The organism is Neisseria sp. P0021.S005 (assembly GCF_051956955.1).
In genome coordinates this window covers 1-2,360 of the sequence record NZ_JBQCWY010000470.1, presented here as the reverse complement: position 1 = coordinate 2,360, position 2,360 = coordinate 1, and the positions used below count along the sequence as shown (strand labels likewise).

2 protein-coding genes are annotated in these 2,360 nt (G+C 43.9%); both read left to right on the top strand.

The window, feature by feature from the left end:
• On the top strand, nt 1–1,794 hold a 1,794-nt coding region (locus tag ACTHUE_RS15710), incomplete at its 5' end, for a hypothetical protein (protein WP_440423951.1).
• Nucleotides 1,795–1,900: 106 nt separating this feature from the next.
• On the top strand, nt 1,901–2,360 hold a 460-nt coding region (locus ACTHUE_RS15705), incomplete at its 3' end, for a GrxB family glutaredoxin (RefSeq protein ID WP_440423950.1).

Genomic DNA, 2,360 nt, shown 5'->3' with positions numbered 1-2,360 from the left:
CATTTTATTCGCATGGGCATGCCTAAAAAGGAGATTGATAGCATCATGCGGGATAATGTTATTATGCAAAAGACTCATATTTTTATCAATAAATGGGGGCTATCAAGTATTCGTGTCGATCATCATGTTCCAGCCACTTATACAACGAGAAAATTAAGAGGAGACATTGAATACCGTGAGATGGTATTTGGAAAAGATTATCTTACGGCTTCTGATTATGCCCATGAAATCGAGCATGGTATTTCTGATACTCTTTATAGACTAGATCTTGCTGATGAGAGAAATCCAACAAAAAACCTTACTGCAAATGAGTATGCCCGCCGTTTTTTGTATGAAGAAGGAAAAGCCGAATACAACCGTTTTCAGTTTGATTTGCGGAACAATCCCAAAGAAACCAAATACGGATCGGATACGGCAGCAATCAAGGCGATGAACCAACAACAGGCTGTTGATTATTTTGCCCACAAAATGAAAACCCAAAACCCCAGCGGACAGCCCGACCATACTTATTGGACATGGGCGAAATCTGTATTCCTTAAGGAAACCAATCCAAACCTGCTAAACGGTAAAACTCCGGCCGAAAAGCAAAAAATTCTGCAATCAGGAATGGATGAAGCAGCGCCTGACCATCCCAACAGACTGTTTGGCGTAGGTGACGAGCGGGTTCGCTTTCAGAAAACCGATCCAAATATGCCGCTTAGTCTGATGCCGATGATGGCGCGTGGAAATCCTACGCTGATGGTGGTATTTGTACCTGCCAACAGCCGTTTGGCAGACGGTACGGTAACGACGGCTGCAAGAACAGCGTTATATTATTCTTCAGGCGGAAAGCAGGGGGCGATTGAATTCGGTATCGGTGGCGCGGGCAAGAGTGTCAGCTTCAACGATAATTTAGTAAATTACTCAAAAAGTGCGTATGCGGCACTGATTACTTCAGCCAGTAGGCTTCATTCCAATGCAGTGAACCGCTTGGCTACTTTGGTCGAACAGCAAAAATCCGAACAGGCATCAGGAAAAGGCAAAGAAATTCATAATGAAAACGAAGCTTTGAAAGCTTTGCAGGATTTACTGAACAAAGCCAATATTTCACTTGATTTGCAGGGCGGAGTGGATAATCTTCAGCAGAATTTTGACCAAATTGCCAAAAATTACCATACTCCTCTTGCTATCGAGCTGTATGGAGAAGAGTTGCTCACGACTTCGGTGGAGGATGGAGTGAGTTTTGATATGGATGGCGACGGGATGGCCGAACAGACGGCTTGGCTCAAAAAAGGCAGCGGTTTTTTGGTTTGGGATAAAAATGGAGACGGCATGGTAAACGACGGAACGGAGATGTTTGGTGAGGCAACAGTTATGTCTGACGGCAAGCGCGCAGAAAACGGCGTAGAAGCTTTGAAAGATTTGGACAGCGACAATAATAATATCATTAATCAATATGATGAATTGTGGGGCGAGCTAAGAATCTGGCATGACGAAAACAGTAACGGGAAAACGGAGGAAGGAGAGCTTTCTCTATTGTCCGACTGGGATATCCAGTCGATCTCTTTGGATTTTGCAAAAATCAATCTGAAAGATGAAGCCGATAATAAAATATTATTTGAATCAGAAGTGGTTTTGGAAAACGGGGAAAGGCGTAAGGTTGCCGATATTGATTTCCAAAACGACAAAGGAATTTACAATGAGTTGGCAGGTGAAATTTCAGCAGAGACAGCCGCTGATGTCGTGTATCCGACGGAAATTTCAACATCGGTTATACTGCCCGGAGACAATACTGCATATATCCCGGCCGTATAAACACGTTATCAGATATGGTTTCCAAAGATATTTGGCAGGATAATCCTTTTGCGTGAGGCATTCAGACGGCCTTTGCCCAATCAAACCCATTTTCGGAGGATTTTTAATGAAACTGTATATTTACGACCATTGCCCGTTTTGTGTTCGTGCGCGGATGATTTTCGGCTTGCGTGATGTGGCGGTGGAAGAGGTTGTCTTGGCAAATGATGACGAAGCCATGCCGATTGGCATGATTGGCTCAAAACAAGTGCCGATTTTGCAAAAAGAAGACGGTTCGTTTATGGGCGAAAGTTTGGATATTGTCCGCTATATCGATCAAGGCCGTCTGAAAGAGGAAGTTCGTCCAGAAATGCAGGCTTGGTTGGATAAAGTGGGCGAATACAATAATAAATTGGTACAGCCGCGCATGGTCAAAATCGGCCTGCCCGAATTTGAGACCGATGAAGCGAAAAAATACTTTATCGACAAAAAAGAGAAAAGTATCGGCAATTTCGAGACTAATCTGAACAAAACGGCGCAATATCTGGAGCGTCTGCATCAAGACTTGGCAGAACTGGAAGCGCTGG